The 13122-nt window shown below is 74.2% G+C and carries 13 protein-coding genes; 5 read left to right on the forward strand and 8 right to left on the reverse strand.

The annotated features are described in order from the left end of the window. Positions 1–93: 93 nt before the first annotated feature. The 7 genes from QM788_RS10520 to QM788_RS10550 are packed head-to-tail and all read right to left on the reverse strand — an operon-like array spanning position 94 to position 6282. Complete coding sequence (locus tag QM788_RS10520) at positions 94–630, reverse strand: TlpA disulfide reductase family protein (protein ID WP_415661437.1); 537 nt, start codon at positions 628–630, stop codon at positions 94–96. Continuing rightward, entirely contained in the window at positions 627–1214 is a 588-nt protein-coding gene (locus QM788_RS10525; RefSeq protein WP_415661438.1) for a hypothetical protein, read from the reverse strand. Before QM788_RS10525 ends, QM788_RS10520 begins: the two co-directional genes overlap by 4 nt. Beyond that, positions 1211–1927 carry a monofunctional biosynthetic peptidoglycan transglycosylase gene (gene mtgA / locus QM788_RS10530; protein WP_415662974.1) on the reverse strand — a complete coding sequence of 239 codons (717 nt, stop codon included), beginning with the start codon at positions 1925–1927 and terminating at the stop codon, positions 1211–1213. Before mtgA ends, QM788_RS10525 begins: the two co-directional genes overlap by 4 nt. Next, entirely contained in the window at positions 1927–2787 is an 861-nt protein-coding gene (aroE, locus tag QM788_RS10535; protein ID WP_415661439.1) for a shikimate dehydrogenase, read from the reverse strand. Before aroE ends, mtgA begins: the two co-directional genes overlap by 1 nt. Next, positions 2784–3638 carry an energy transducer TonB gene (locus QM788_RS10540; protein WP_415661440.1) on the reverse strand — a complete coding sequence of 285 codons (855 nt, stop codon included), beginning with the start codon at positions 3636–3638 and terminating at the stop codon, positions 2784–2786. Before QM788_RS10540 ends, aroE begins: the two co-directional genes overlap by 4 nt. Continuing rightward, on the reverse strand, positions 3638–5677 hold the full coding sequence (locus QM788_RS10545; protein ID WP_415661441.1) for a ribonuclease catalytic domain-containing protein: 2040 nt from the start codon (positions 5675–5677) through the stop codon (positions 3638–3640). Before QM788_RS10545 ends, QM788_RS10540 begins: the two co-directional genes overlap by 1 nt. Then, positions 5674–6282 (reverse strand): YqiA/YcfP family alpha/beta fold hydrolase, encoded by a 609-nt coding sequence (locus tag QM788_RS10550; protein WP_415661442.1) that lies wholly within the window; start codon positions 6280–6282, stop codon positions 5674–5676. The genes QM788_RS10545 and QM788_RS10550 overlap by 4 nt, the downstream gene beginning before the upstream one ends. A gap of 123 nt (positions 6283–6405) precedes the next feature. On the opposite strand from QM788_RS10550, the gene QM788_RS10555 reads away from it, so the two are divergent. The 5 genes from QM788_RS10555 (at position 6406) to clsB (ending at position 12350) form a co-directional block, all read left to right on the forward strand. Next, on the forward strand, positions 6406–9093 hold the full coding sequence (locus tag QM788_RS10555; protein WP_415661443.1) for a zinc-dependent metalloprotease: 2688 nt from the start codon (positions 6406–6408) through the stop codon (positions 9091–9093). A 51-nt stretch (positions 9094–9144) separates the two neighbouring features. Then, complete coding sequence (locus QM788_RS10560; RefSeq protein WP_415661444.1) at positions 9145–9555, forward strand: PaaI family thioesterase; 411 nt, start codon at positions 9145–9147, stop codon at positions 9553–9555. A gap of 35 nt (positions 9556–9590) precedes the next feature. After that, positions 9591–10061 carry a dihydroneopterin triphosphate diphosphatase gene (gene nudB / locus QM788_RS10565; RefSeq protein ID WP_415661445.1) on the forward strand — a complete coding sequence of 157 codons (471 nt, stop codon included), beginning with the start codon at positions 9591–9593 and terminating at the stop codon, positions 10059–10061. Next, positions 10058–10849 carry an endonuclease/exonuclease/phosphatase family protein gene (locus QM788_RS10570; protein ID WP_415661446.1) on the forward strand — a complete coding sequence of 264 codons (792 nt, stop codon included), beginning with the start codon at positions 10058–10060 and terminating at the stop codon, positions 10847–10849. The genes nudB and QM788_RS10570 overlap by 4 nt, the downstream gene beginning before the upstream one ends. 238 nt (positions 10850–11087) lie before the next feature. Next, positions 11088–12350, forward strand: coding sequence for a cardiolipin synthase ClsB (clsB, locus tag QM788_RS10575; protein ID WP_415661447.1), 1263 nt, complete (start codon positions 11088–11090; stop codon positions 12348–12350). 21 nt (positions 12351–12371) lie between these two features. Here the strand turns inward: clsB and QM788_RS10580 are convergent, their stop codons facing one another. Beyond that, entirely contained in the window at positions 12372–13115 is a 744-nt protein-coding gene (locus tag QM788_RS10580) for a hypothetical protein (RefSeq protein ID WP_415661448.1), read from the reverse strand. Positions 13116–13122: the final 7 nt, after the last annotated feature.

Below are 13122 nucleotides of genomic sequence, written 5' to 3' on the forward strand. Positions count from 1 at the left end.
CAGCGCCACTAAATTGAGGAAGGGCGAACTTTACGCTTTTTGCCGCCGAATTCCCGCCGGATTGGGGAAATTCTGGGGTGGGCGCCGAGGCCCTCAGGTTCGCGCCAGTTCGCGCAGTTCTTCCAGCCGGCTGACGCCCAGGCGCCGCCAGCGGATCTCGCCGTCGGCGTCGAACGCCAGCGAGAACGGCAGGCCGCCGGCCGGGTTGCCCAGCTCGCGCACCAGCGCCAGCCCCTGCGGCCCGGCGAGCGCGACGGGGAAGTCCAGCGGCGTCTTCTTCAGGAAGGCGCTCACCGGCCCGGCCTGGTCCACCGCCAGGCCCAGCACCTGCCAGCCCCGGCCCTTGGCCTCGTTGTAGAACTGGTTGATCTCCGGCAGCTCCTTCACGCAGGGCGGGCACCAGGTGGCCCAGAAGTTCACCAGCAGCGGCCGGCCGCGCCAGCGGGCGGCGTCCAGCTCGGTGCCGTCCAGGCCGGGGAAGAGGCGCTGCCAGAAGGCCTGGGCGGCGGGGGAGGCCGGGAGGGCCGGCGGGGCCAGGCGCCGCCAGGCGAAGGCGGCGCCCAGCGCGGCGGCGCCGACGCCGGCACCGGCCAGCAGCAGGCGGCGGGGAAGTGGGGGCGTGGCGCTCATGGCTCGGGTTCGTCCAGCAGGCGTTGCAGCGCGGCGAGGTCGCCGCGCTCGGTGCGGCCGCGCGCGTCGGGCTTGAGCGCGCCGCGCAGGTCGTCGAAGTCCAGGATGCTCAGGCACAGCGTGACGCGCTCGCCCAGCGCCGGGCAGGGCGCGTCCAGCAGCAGCATGTCCACCGTGCGGCCGCGCGGGCCGGCCGCCTCGGCCACGTCGAAGTCCACGCCGCGGTCCAGCAGCGCGATCTCGGCGGCCTTGCCGTCGTCGCAGTACAGCTGCAGGTGGATGTTGGACAGCCGGGTGGCCGTGCCGCGCCAGACCGCGCCGGCCAGGTGCGGGCGGAACTCGGCGAGGCGCGCCATCCACAGTGCGGCCAGCTCGCGCAGCGCGCGCAGTTCGGCGGGCTGGGTGTCGGCGTGAAAGAGGGCGATGTGCGCGCGCACGGCGTCCTCCACCTCGTCGTTGCCGGGCAGCGCGGCGCGCGGGGCGCCGAGGTCGCGGGCGGCGCGCTGCTTGGCGGGGCCCCAGTCCATGCCCTCGTCGACGATCAGCCGGGCGGCGGCGGCGGCGATGTCCTCGGCGGCGTTCATGGCAGTTGCGCGCTGGCCATGCGGCCGGCGATCAGGCCGGCCCGGCCCATCACATAGGGCGAGCCCGGCTGGCGCTCGAAGCGCTTGGGCGCGGGCAGCATGACGGCCAGCCGCGCCGCCTCGAAGCTGCCCAGCCGCGCCGCGTCGCGGCCGAAGTAGTGCCGCGCGGCGGCCTGCGCGCCGAACACGCCTTCGCCCCATTCGACGCTGTTCAGGTAGATCTCCAGGATGCGCCGCTTGTCCAGCAGCGCCTCCAGCATCAGCGTCAGCAGCAGCTCCTGGCCCTTGCGCAGCAGCGTGCGCTCGCCGGACAGGAACAGGTTCTTGGCCAGCTGCTGGGTGATGGTGGAGCCGCCGATGACCTTGGCCGGCGCCCGTGCCTTGCGCGCCTCGGCGCGGGCCTGCGCCTTCTCGTTGCGCTTCCAGGCGCCCTGGATGGCGTCCCAGTCCACGCCGCCGTGGCCGGCGAAGCCGTCGTCCTCGCTGGCGATGACGGCGCGCTTGAGCGTGCGGGGCAGCTGCTCGTCGTCCACCCACTGCTGGGCCCAGGCCACCTGGTGCTTTTCCACCAGCAGCCGGGCGATCTCGCTGCGCTGGAAGCTGGTGGACTGCGGTGCGACGGCGCGCATCAGCAGGATGCGGCCGGCGAACCACAGCTGCAGGCACAGCACGGCCAGCAGCAGCACGGCGAGCAGGCGCGCGGCGTGGCGGATCACGGCGCGCCCCTCAGCGCGGCGAGCACCGGCGCGGTGTCCGGCCGCACGCCGCGCCAGAAGAAGAAGGCCTCGGCGGCCTGCTCCACCAGCATGCCCAGGCCGTCGCGCGGCACCGCGCCGTGGGCGGCGGCCCAGTCGAGGAAGCCCTGCGCCTGCGCGCCGTACATCATGTCCAGCGCCAGCGCGCCGGGGGCCAGCACCCGGGCGTCCACCGGCGCGGCGGCGCCGGCCAGGCTGCTGCTGGTGGCGTTGACGACGACCTGCTGCGCGGCCGGCGCGTCGGCCAGCGTGGCGGCGGCCAGCCCGACGCCCAGCGCCTGGCCGAGGCGGGCGTGGGCGGCGACCAGCGCCTGCGCCTTGTCCGGCGTGCGGTTCACGACCGTGATGCACGCCGGCCGGGCCGCGACCAGGCTGCCCAGCACGCCCGCCGCCGCGCCGCCCGCGCCGACCAGCAGCACCTGCAGGCCGGCCAGCGGGCGGCCGGCGTTCTGCTGGATGTCGTTGACGAGGCCGGCGCCGTCGGTGTTGTCGCCGGCCCAGCCGTCCGCGTCGAAGCGCAGCGTGTTGACGGCGCCCGCCAGCCGCGCGCGCTCGCTGGGCCGCGCGGCCAGCGCGAAGGCGTCGAACTTGAAGGGCACGGTGATGTTGCAGCCGCGGGCGCCCGCGGCGGCGAAGGCCGCCAGCGTGGCCGCCAGGCCGTCCAGCGGCGCGAGCAGGCGCTCGTAGGCGAGGTGCTGGCCGGTCTGCGCGGCGAACATCGCATGGATGGCCGGCGAGCGGCTGTGCGCGACCGGGTTGCCGACCACGGCATAGCGGTCGGCGGGCGCGGCGGCGCTGCGGCCGGGGGAGGCGGTCATGGTTGTTGTCCTGTCAAGGTCGTTTCCAGCCCCTCGTCGCGCGTGAAGCGGAAGCGCGACGTGATGACCAGCACCTCGGCGCCGCGCAGCATCTCGCGGCTGAAGTGCCCGAACGGCGAGGCCGCCCGGACGATGGCGATGGCGCGCCTGTCCAGCGTCGGGTTGCCGCTGGAGGCGACGATCTCGGTGTCGATGACGCGGCCCTGGTGGTCGATGTGGAGGTTCATGGTCAGCTCGCCGTACAGCTTCCTGCCGCGCGCCTGCGGGAAGTCGCGCGTGCCGCGCTCCTCGATGCGGCGGCGCAGCGCGTCGTAGTACTGCGCATAGACCACCTCGCGCGTGGCCGGGCTCACATAGCGCTTGCGCGGCCGGGCATTTTCCTCGTTGACGCGCTTCTCGATCTCGGCGAGCAGCTCCACCAGCTGGCGGCGCTTCTCGGCCTGGGCGCGTTCGGCCATGTCGGCCTTCTCGCGCCGCGGGTCGGGCGGCGGCAGCCGCGCCAGCTCGCGGCGCACCTGCGCCAGCAGTTGCTGCTGCTGTTGCTGCAGCTGCGAGATCCGCGCGCTCTGCGCCTCGGCCGCGTCGCCCCGCTCGCTGTGGCGCGCGGGCGGCAGCGGCGACGTGGCGCGGCCGGCGTCCACGTCGCCGCCGCCGGCCAGGCTGGCCTGGGCCAGCGCGGCGGCCTTGGCCGGCGCCTCGTTCGAGCGGGCGTTGACCAGCACCACCTCCAGCGGCGTGTCCTGGAAGATGCGGTTGAACGCTTCGGGCGCGGCGACGCGCAGGCTCAGCAGCACCGCATGCACGCCCAGCGAGAGCGCCAGGGCGGTCTGCAGCGTGCTCGGCCGGCGCATCAGCTTTGCGGGGCGTCGGCGGGCCCGGCCTCGCCGGAGCTGTCGTCCAGGTCGATGGCCAGCGCGATCGGCGCCGCCGCGGCCGCCAGGTCCTCGTCGTCGCCCTCGGGGTCGGCGGCCTCGGCCGCCCCGTCCAGCCGCTCGGCCAGCGTGGCATGCACGTCCAGCGTCATTTCGTCCAGGCCGGTGAGGCGCACCCGCACGTGGCTGCCGCGCGGCAGCGGCTCGCAGCCCAGCGCCTTGAACACCAGCGGCAGCTCGTCGGCGCGCACCAGGCCGTCCTTCATCACGGTGGCGGTCAGCTCGGTCGTGCCGGTCTGCTGCAGCCAGCGCAGCGTCCAGAAGCGCTCGATGCCGTTCTGGAAGCCGTTGTACGCCGCGTAGGCGGCCTCGAAGGCCGAGATGATGGAGAACAGCTGCGCGTCCCGGGGCTTGAACGGCGCGGCCAGCGCGGCGGTGCGGCCATGGCGGGCGCAGGCAATGATCTGCCACTGGTTCACCAGGTCCACGTAGCGGCGCAGCGGCGAGGTGGCCCAGGTGTATTGCGCCACGCCCATGCCCGCGTGCGGCAGCGGCTTGACGCCCATGCGCACCTTGATGCCCGGGGCCAGGCTGGCCTGGCTGCGGTAGATGCCCGGCAGGCCCAGCTCGGCCAGCCAGCCGCCCCAGGCGGCGTTGGCCAGGATCATGGCCTCGGCGACGATCAGGTCCAGCGAGCTGCCGCGCGCGCGCACGCCGATCTCGATGGCCTCGGTGCCGTCGGGCGGCTCGCTGCGGTCCCCGGCCAGCCGGAAGTTGTAGTCCGGCCGGTTGAAGGTCTCGGGCTTGCCGCGCACCAGCTCGCGCTGCGCCTTCAGGTGCTTGGCCAGGCGCCAGGCGAAGGCCAGTTCGGCGGCGAAGGCGTAGTCGGCGGCGGCGGCACCGGACAGCGTGGCGTCGGTGACCACGCCGTCCAGCTTGTCGTGGCGCAGGTTGGCGGCGATGTGTACGCGCTCCAGCCGGGTCTCCCGCGCCCGGACCTCGAACGTGGCCTCGTCCATCGTGAAGTAGATGGACACGGCCGGGCAGTCGCGGCCTTCGATCAGCGTGTAGGCCTGCACCACGTCGTCGGGCAGCATGGTGATCTTCCAGCCCGGCATGTAGACGGTGGACAGCCGCTCGCGGGCCACCTTGTCCACCGCCGAGTCCGGCGTGATCGCCAGCCCCGGCGCGGCGATGTGCACGCCGAAGGTGACGGTGCCCGTGCCCAGGCCCTGCACCGACAGCGCGTCGTCGATCTCGGTCGTCTGCGAGTCGTCGATGGAGAAGGCCCGGGCGGGCGACAGCGGCAGCTCGTCCCGGATCTCCGGCGCGCTCAGCGCCGGGAAGCCGGCGCCCTTGGGGAAGTTCTCGAACAGGAAGCGCTTCCAGTGGAACTGGTAGGCGCTGGTGATCGCGCCGGCCGCCTGCAGCAGCGCCAGCGGCGGCTTGTGCGACTGCCGGCTGGCCTCGACGACGGCCTTGTACTCGGGGCCGTTCTTGTCGGGCTTGAACAGGATCCTGTAGATCTGCTCCTGGATGGGCGCCGGGCAGCTGCCGGCGGCCAGCTCGGCGGCCCAGGCCTCGATCTGCAGCGCCTGCTGGCGCTTGCGCTCGATGCCCAGCAGCGCGGCCTTCACCATCTCCTCGGGCGCTTTCCTGAACTGGCCCTTGCCGGCACGGCGGAAGTAGTGCGGCGCGTCGAACAGGCGCAGCAGCGCGGCCGCCTGCTGCACGGCGCCGGCCGACGCCGAGAAATAGTCCCGCGCCAGGTCGGCGAAGCCGAACTCGCCCTCCGGCGCGAACTCCCAGGCCAGGTCCAGGTCGATCTCGTCGGCCAGCGCGCGCGCCTCGGCCAGCAGCGCGGCGGGCGCGGGCTGCTCGAACTTCAGCAGCACGTTGGCGGCCTTGACCTTGACCCGCTTGCCCGAGTCCAGCTCCACCTGCAGCGAGGCATCGGCCTCGCTCATCACCCGGCCGGCGAGGAATTTGCCGGCGTCATCGAACAGCGCAAACGTCATAGGGGCGGGATTGTCGCCGCACCGAGGTGCCTCAGCAGGCCGGGCAGGTGGGCGTCGAAGTCGGTCAGCCCGTGGTCGCCGCCGTCCAGCAGCTCGCCGTCGCAGGCCGCGTAGCGGGCCAGCATCTCGCGCCAGTCCAGCAGCTCGTCGCCCTTGGCGATCAGCGCGTAGTAGCGCGCCGGGTTGCTCAGCCGCGCGGGCGGCGCGAGCGCGGCGAGTTCGGCGACGTGTTCGGCGGTGAAGCTGAACCGCAGCGCCGGGTCGTGCCAGGCCGCCAGCTCGCCGATGTGGCGGGCGAGGTCGCGCGCCGGATCGACGGCCGGGTTCAGCACGCCGACGCGCCAGCCGCGCTGCGCGGGCCGCTCGGCCAGCGCCGTCGCGTAGAAGCCGCCCAGCGAGCTGCCGACGACGGCCGCGCCCTCGGCCGGCCAGCCGGCGACGAGGGCCTGCGCCAGCGCCATCGCCTCGCGCGGCGACGGCGGCAGCTGCGGGCACGCGAACACGAGGCCGGGCTGCGTCGCGGCCCAGGCGGCCATGCGGCGCGCCTTGGCCGACGCGGGCGAGGAGCGGAAACCATGCAGGTACAGCAGATGCGTGAGTGCCATGACGGAAGTTTTTTCGTGAAGCCGTGCCGGTCCGCGACGGGGCGGCGGCGGGCCGATTGACGCCAGTGTCGCCGCCCGCCACAGTGCCGCCTTTTCGCATTCTCCGGACCCTTCATGACCGCGATGTCCCGCACCGTCCTGGCCTCGGCCGCGCTGCTCGTCCTGGCCGCCGCCGCCGCGGCGCAGACGCCGGCCCCCGCCGCATCGGCCCCCGCTTCCGCCCCCGCCGCCCGCCCGCCGGCCGACCCCGCCGCGCCCAAGCCCTTCGCCGAGGTCATCCGCGGCGCCCGCGAGCAGCCGGGCCTGTTCCCGGTCTGGCGCAAGGACGACAAGGTCTGGATCGAGATCCCCAAGGAGGCCTTCGGCAAGCCCTTCCTGTTCAGCGTCAACGTCGCCAACGCGATCGGCGAGCGCGGCCTGTACGCCAGCCAGATGCTGGGCGACGAGCTGGCCGAGTGGCGCCGCGTCGGCAACCAGGTGCAGCTGATCGCGCTGAACACCAAGTTTCGCGCCGACGACCCCGCCGCCCGGCTGGTGCTGGAGCAGGCCTTCTCGCCCAGCCTGATCGCCGGCGCGCCGGTGGCCAGCGCCGAGCACGTGGACCGCAGGTCCGTGCTGGTGGACGCCGGCGGCCTGCTGCTGGGCGACATCCCCGGCTACTCGACGCGGCTGGAGGCGGCCTTCCGCCTGCCCTACGCGCCCGACCGCGCCAACTCCCACATCCAGGCCAGCCGCGCCGACGCGCAGCTCACCACGCTGACCGCGCGCGTCCACTTCGCCACGCCGCGCATCCCCGCGCCGCCGCTGGTGCCGCCGCCGGTGCCGCTGCCCGCGCCGCCGCAGGCCACGCCGGACCCGCGCTCGATGTTCTTCAGCTTCGTCTACAACTTCCGCGCGCTGCCCGAGGCGCCGGCCGCCGTGCGCCATGCCGACCCGCGCCTGGGCCATTTCACCGAGAGCTACAGCAACCTCGGCGACGACCTCGCGGCCAACCCGCGCGTCCACCTGGTCGCCCGCTGGCGCCTGGAGAAGAAGGACCCGGCCGCGGCGCTGTCCGAGCCCGTGCAGCCCATCGTCTACTGGCTGGACAAGAACATCCCGGCCAAGTACCGCGAGGCCGTCAGGGCCGGCATCCTGGAGTGGAACAAGGCCTTCGAGAAGATCGGCTTCAAGGACGCCGTGCAGGCCCGCCAGCAGCCCGACGACGCCGGCTGGGACAACATGGACGCCGCGCACGCCTCCGTCCGCTGGTTCACCGGCGCCGACGTCGGCTTCGCCATCGGCCCGAGCAGCCGGGACCCGCGCACCGGCGAGATCCTGGACGCCGACATCGGCATGAGCGACGTCTTCGGCCGCAGCTCGCGCCGCCTGGCCGCCGACGACGTGCCGGGCCTGCATGACCACGACCACGACCACGACCACGGCGCCGCGCCGGCCGCCGGCTGGATGGGCGAGCGCAGCCGTGCCGCCATCGAGCAGCGCTGCAGCTACATGGACGACCAGGCCCACGAACTCGGCTTCGCGCTGGACCTGCTGGCCCTGCGCGGCGGCGCCGAGGGACAGGACATGGCCGGCCCCGAGGCCGAGGCGCTGGCGCAGGCCGTCGTCAAGGACGTGGTGATGCACGAGGTGGGCCACACGCTGGGCCTGAAGCACAACTTCCGCGCGTCCACCACCGTCACCCAGGCGCAGCTGCGCGACAAGGCCTGGACCGAGGCGCACGGCATCTCCAGCTCGGTGATGGACTACAACGCCTACAACCTGCCGCTCAGGGGCGAGCCCCGCTCCACGCTGACCAACACCACGCTGGGCGCCTACGACTACTGGGCCATCGAGTACGCCTACAAGCCGCTCCCGGCCGGGCAGGAGGCCGCCGAGCTGGCGAAGATCGCCGCGCGCTCCACCGAGCCGCTGCTCGCCTACGGCGACGACTTCGACCAGGGCGTCGGCGGCAACTACGACGGCTTCGACCCGCGCACCAACCAGCGCGACCTGGGCGACGACCCGCTGGCCTACGCCAGGAAGCGCCTCAAGCTCAGCCAGGAGCTGTGGGAGCGCGTGCAGGCGCGCAGGCCCGAGGTGGGCGACGACCCGCTGCGCGCGCGCCGCTCGGTGTTCGAGTCCTTCCGCCAGCTCGGCCTGACGGCCCACAACGTCAGCAAATACGTCGGCGGCCTGCATGCCGAGCGCGTCGTGCCGGGCGTCACCGCCGGCCCGGCCTTCAAGCCGGTGGACAACGCGCAGCAGCGCGACGCGCTGCGCTTCATCGCCACCGGGCTGCTGTCCAGCGCCTCGTTCAAGTTCAGCCCCGAGTTCCTGGCGCTGCAGACCGTGGACTACAACGAGCGCGACCGCGGCCTGCCGCTGGCCGTGCCGGACTACGTCGCCGCGCTGCAGGGCCGCGTGCTGGACCGCCTGATGTCGCCGCTGACCGCGCGCCGCCTGATCGAGCAGGCCAGCTACCTGCCCGAGGCGCAGCGCAAGGGCGCGGTGACGCTCGGCGAGGTCTACGGCACGCTGCAGGGCGCCATCTTCAGCGAGCTCAGGGCCGGCGGCGAGATCGACCGCATGCGCCGTAGCCTGCAGCGCGAGTACCTGCGCCGCCTGCAGGCGCAGCTGAACCGCTCGGCGGCCGGCGCCACCGTGTACGCCGACGCCTTCTCGATGGCGCGCTGGCATGCCAGCCAGCTGGCCGGCGAGCTGCGTACCGCGGCGGTCCGGCCGGGCCTGTCCGTCGAGACCCGCGCCCACCTGGCCGAGACGCTGGACATGCTCAACGGCATGCTGAAGGCCACGATGACCCGGACCTGACCCCAGCCCGGCGGGGCTCATTACCATGCCGGCTCGCCACCAGGAGCCGCCATGACCGATGCCGTCCCGCCGAACCCCGCCGCCAACCGCGACCTGCCGGGCCATCTCGGCATCGTCCTCCTCCACGTGGGCGGCGCCGAGGTGCGCGCGGAACTGCCGGTGCGGCCCGAGCTGATGGCGCCCAACGGCTTCCTGCACGCCGGCGGCATCGTCACGCTGGCCGACACCTGCGCCGGCCATGGCTGCATGGCCAACCTGCCCGAGGGCGCGCTGGGCTTCACCACCATCGAGCTGAAGTCCAACCACCTCGGCACCGCGCGCGAGGGCACGCTGGCCTGCGTGGCCACCGCCGCCCACCTGGGCCGCACCACGCAGGTGTGGGACGCCGTCGTCACCAGCAAGGACACCGGCAAGACCCTGGCGCTGTTCCGCTGCACGCAGATGCTGCTCTACCGCCGCTGAGCGGCGCGGCCGCGGGCCGCCGCTATGCTGACGGCATGCCCCCGGCCCCACCCTACAAGATCCCCGAATCGGTCCTCGTCGTCATCCACACGCCGGACCTGCAGGTGCTGCTGCTCGAGCGCGCCGATTCGCCCGGCTTCTGGCAGAGCGTCACCGGCTCCAAGGACCGGGCCGACGAGCCGCCGGCCGCCACCGCGCGGCGCGAGGTGCGGGAGGAAACCGGCTTCGACGCCGACGCCCCGGGCGCGCTGCTGAGCGACTGGCGGCTCGCCAACGTCTACGACATCTATCCCCGCTGGCGGCACCGCTACGCGCCGGGCGTCACGCGCAACACCGAGCATGTCTTCGGCCTGCGGCTGCCGGCCGCGCTCGTGCCCACGCTGGCGCCGCGCGAGCACCTGTCGTGGCTCTGGCTGCCCTGGCACGAGGCGGCCGACCGCTGCTTCTCCCCGTCCAACGCCGAAGCGGTGCTGCAGCTGCCGCGCTTCAGTCCCCCGTCCCGATGAGCCCCTTCCGCCCCCCGCCCCACCCGCCCGGCGACGTGCTGCGCGTGGCCACCTACAACATCCACAAGGGCGTGCGCGGCATGGGGCCGGCCCGGCGGCTGGAGATCCACAACCTGCAGATGGGCGTGCAGGCGCTGGACGCCGACCTGGTGTGCCTGCAGGAGGTGCGCCTGTTCCACCACCGCGAGGCGGCCCGCTTCGACCACACCTGGTTCGGCTGGCCCGAGGGCGGGCAGGCCGAGTTCCTCGCGCCCGAGGGCTACGAGGTGGCCTACCGCACCAACGCGACGACCAAGTTCGGCGAGCACGGCAATGCGCTGCTGTCGCGCTGGCCGCTGGGCGACGTCGGCCACCACGACGTGTCCGACCACCGCTTCGAGCAGCGCGGCCTGCTGCACGTGCCGGTGCACTGGCGGGGCACGGCGGTCCACGTCGTCGTCGCGCACTTCGGGCTGATCCATGCCAGCCGGGTGCGTCAGGTCGAGCGGTTGTCGATGTTCGTGCGCGAGCACGTGCCGCCCGGCGCGCCGATGCTGATCGCGGGCGACTTCAACGACTGGGGCGAGCGGCTGGACGCGCTGATGCGCACCCACGGCCTGGGCCGCGCCGCCGCGCCGCAGGGGCGGCCGCGCGCGCCCACCTTCCCGTCGCGCCTGCCGGTGTTCGCGCTCGACCGCGTCTACACGCGCGGCCTGCGCTGCACCGGCGTGCAGGTGCCGCGCGGCCCGCAGTGGGCGCGCATGTCGGACCACCTGCCGCTCCTGGTGGAGCTGGCCCTGGAATGTTGAAGCCCCTCGTCCAAGGCGTACCTTGGCCGGCCTTGCAGGCCGCGCTGCGGCATGTGCCGCAGCCCTTCGGCAGGCACATGCCGTCCACAGGACGCCATGTGTCCAGCCTCAGCCCCCGAGGGGACGGCGATGCTTGCCGGTTCGACCGGCAAGCACATCGCCTGAGCGGGCCGACTTGGGAGCGGCCCGGCGCTCGGCCCGCTTTTTCCGGCGGTGCGCAGCACCATGGCGAGCTGAGATGAGGCAGCTGGGGGCACGCCGGCGCGGCCGGCCGCCGGCCGTGGACGCGGGCTTCAGCGGCGGCAACGAGGTCGAGCTGCTGCGCGGCGGCGATGCGCTGTTCCCGCGCATGCACGAGGCCATCGCGGCGGCGCACCGCGAGGTGTGGCTGGCCACCTACATCTTCCACGACGACGCCACCTCGCTCGCGCTGGCCGACGCGCTGCGCGCCGCCGACCGCCGCGGCGTGCGGGTGCGCGTGGTGGTGGACGGCTTCGGCAGCGGCGCCAGCCTGGCCGCGCTGCGCGAGCGCTTCGCGGACAGCGGCGTGGCGTTCGCGGTGTTCCGGCCCATGGACCGCTGGTGGCGCTGGCTGCAGCCCGGCCAGCTGCGCCGGCTGCACCAGAAGCTGTGCGTCGTGGACGGCGAGATCGCCTTCGTCGGCGGCATCAACGTCATCGACGACCGCAACGACCTGCACCACGGCGCCAGCGAGCTGCCCCGGCTGGACTTCGCCGTCGCGGTGCGCGGCGCCGTGGTGGCGCCGGTGGCGGCCAGCGTGCGCGCCATCTGGTCGCGCGCCTGGCTGGGGCGCGACTTCGACGACGCGCTGCTGGACTACGTGCCGCTGCGCCGCCGCATGAGCCTGTGGCTGGCGCAGCTGTGGCGCGGCCCGCAGCGCCTGCCCGAGCCCGGGCCCAGCCTGGCGCCGGTGATGGCCGCCTTCGTGCTGCGCGACAACCTGCGCCGCCGCCGCACCATCGAGCACGCCTACGCGCACGCCATCCGCAACGCCCAGCAGACGGTGGACCTGATCTGCCCCTACTTCTACCCCGGCCAGCGCATCCGCCATGCGCTGCAGGGCGCGGCGCGGCGCGGCGTGCGCGTGCGGCTGCTGCTGCAGGGCAAGCTGGACTACCGCATCGCCGGCTGGGCCGCCGAGGCGCTGTACGCCGACCTGCTGGGCCACGGCGTGGAGATCTACGAGTACACGCCCGCCTTCCTGCACGCCAAGGTGGCGGTGGTGGACGGCCACTGGGCCACGGTGGGCAGCTCCAACATCGACCCGCTGTCGCTGCTGGTCAACCTGGAGGCCAACGTGGTGGTGTGGGACCGGCCGTTCGCCGCGCGGCTGGCGCAGGAGGTGGAGACGGCGCTGGCCGTGTCGGCCCGCGTCAGCGAGCACGGCGGCCGGGGCCTGCGCGCGCTGCTGCACCGCGCGGTGGTGGCGTGGTTCGCCTACGTGTTCCTGCGCGTGGCGGGGGCGGCCGGGCGTTACTGAGCGGGCGTCATTGAGCGGCCGTTACCGAGGCGGGCCGCGGCGCACCGCCGCGTCGAAGCGCGCCAGCCAGGCGGCCGGCACGCTCAGGCTGCAGGCCAGGTGGCGCGTCGGCGGCGGCGGCATGCCGGGCAGCACCAAGGCCTCGATCTCCGCGGCCTCGGCGCCATCGGTGGCGCGCAGCTCCTGCAGCGCCGACGGCACCGAGATCGTGAAGTCCGCGCGGCCGCGCGCCAGCATCGGCGCCAGCCGCGCCATGCCGGTGCCCACCCACAGCGGCTTGCGCGTGCGCTCGCCGATCCAGCGGTCCAGCGTCGTGCCGTAGGCCACGCCGTCGAAGGCCAGCAGCTCGAAGCGCGGGTCCAGCAGCGCGCTGCGCACGTCCGGCAGCGCGCGCATCTGCGCGGCGACGCGGCGCGCCGCCAGCAGCACCTGGCCCTCGCCGGCCGCCAGCGGCAGCGAGAAGCGCGCATAGCGCCGCCGCTCCGGCAGGTCGAACGCGCCCAGCACGCAGAAGGGCTGCTCGTTGCGGCGCAGCTCCTCGAGGCTGCGCTTGAGCGGCACGTCCACCCAGCGCAGCGCCAGGCCGGCCTGCGCGGCCCAGTAGGCCGTGCGCCGGCTGAGGTCCGCGTCCGGCACGCCGCTGGCCGTCAGCCCGGCCAGCGGGCCGTGGTGGATCACCATCGCGTCGGCCCGCGCGCCCGCGCCGGCCAGGCCGAGCACGGCCAGGGCTGCGATGCGCAGGGGGTGGGGGCGCGGCGGCGGCATGGCGGGC

Origin of the sequence: Roseateles sp., assembly GCF_047654785.1 — a bacterium.
Lineage (GTDB): Bacteria > Pseudomonadota > Gammaproteobacteria > Burkholderiales > Burkholderiaceae_C > Pelomonas.